Genomic DNA, 1,459 nt, shown 5'->3' with positions numbered 1-1,459 from the left:
GGGCTGGCCTGCGCGGGAGCGGCCGACCTGCCGGGCGGAGCGTTCCCCCATGTGGTCGCCGCCGTCGTCGTGATGGCGGCCGGCGGCGAGGTCGGCGTCACGGGCAGTGCCGGGCTGCTGGGCGGCGCCGAGGCGAGCCTGTCCGTGCTGCCGCTGTCGGTGAGCCTGGCCGGTGCGCTGACCATCGGGTACCTGTTCCTTCGCCCGCTGCGCCACCGGGCGGTGGCCCGGCCCCGCGAACTGCTCTTCCGGGCCGCCCTGCCGACCGTGCTGTGGCTGGCCGTGCTCACCCTCTTCGCGCTCTTCGCCGAGCACACCTTCCGCCTGCTGAACGGGGACTCCCCGCTGGAGGACCTCGGCGAACTCCTCGACTCCACCCCGACGGCCGGCTTCCGGGCGGACCTGCCCGCCACCCTGCTCTTCGGACTGCTGTGGATCCTGGGCCTGTTGCTGATCTCCCTGCTGGTGTCCCGGCGCGCGCCGCTGCCGGCCGGCCTGCTCCGCTTCCACACGGCGGTGCGCCCGGCCGCGTTCGCGACCGCCGTGCTGCTCGTCGGGTACGTGGTCCTCGGCCTGGTGATCGGACTGGTGGTGGCCGGCACCCAGGGGCATGCCACGCGGACCCTCGCGGTGCTGCTGCTGGGCCTGCCGAACCTGGCGTGGCTCGGCCTGACCCTGGGCTTCGGGGGCGCCTGGCAGGGCCGGGTCGAGGGGCCCTTCGGGCTGCCGGTACCGCAGTTGCTGGACCGGGTGCTGCGCGGGCCCGACCTGTCCACCCTCGACGTGTCCACGCTCGCCCGTCAGGACGGCCGGGCGTGGTGGCTGGTCGTGGTGGCCGCCCTCGCGCTGCTCGGCACGGGCGTACTGACCGCCGCACGCTCCCCGGCGGGGGTGCGGCCGTGGCAGCACGCGCTGCACCTGGGGGTGGCGCTCGCGCTGGCCACGCTGGCGGTCTGTCTGCTGGGCCGCATCGAGGCCCAGTTCGGGCTTTCCCTGCTGGGCATCGGGGACGATTCGGGGCTCGGCGGGAAGGTCGAGCTCACCGCGGTGCTGTGGCGCACGACCGGCCTCGGCCTGCTCTGGGGCGCGGTGGCCGGCTTCCTCGGCGCCTTCCTGGCCCGCCCGTTGCACCACCCCGGGCCCGTGGACGAGCCCGCCCCCGCACACCAGGACCGGTGACCGCCCCCGCACACCCCTCGCTCGCGCATCGGGACCGATGGCGGCGTCAGGCCCGTCCCCGGAACACCGGCAGCGCCCACCGGGGCGGCGGGGGCGGGGGCGGCGGTCCGGCCGCCTGGGCGAGGGCGCCCGCGTCGGCGGCGGCTCCGGCCACGGCACCGGCCACCGGTACGGGAACCGGTGCCGTACCCGCCCGCCGCAGGGCCCCGGTGAACTCCAGGCAGCTCCCCCAGCGGTCCTCCGGTGTCTTCGCCAGGGCCTTGACCAGTACCTCGTCCAC

Annotated in this window: 1 protein-coding gene and 1 pseudogene; one reads left to right on the top strand and one right to left on the bottom strand. The window is 76.4% G+C overall.

Annotated features, from left to right (window positions below; translation table 11 throughout):
* Positions 1-1,179, top strand: a 1,179-nt coding sequence (locus VR44_RS38865; protein WP_245692883.1) for a streptophobe family protein, incomplete at its 5' end; no start/stop codon positions are given.
* Positions 1,180-1,225: 46 nt separating this feature from the next.
* Here VR44_RS38865 and VR44_RS38860 read toward each other — a convergent pair.
* A pseudogene (locus VR44_RS38860) lies at positions 1,226-1,459 on the bottom strand (serine/threonine protein kinase); the annotation flags it as partial.

The sequence above is a fragment of the Streptomyces katrae genome (genome assembly GCF_000966975.1).
Lineage (GTDB): Bacteria > Actinomycetota > Actinomycetes > Streptomycetales > Streptomycetaceae > Streptomyces > Streptomyces katrae.
This window is presented reverse-complemented; position numbering and strand designations above follow the sequence as displayed.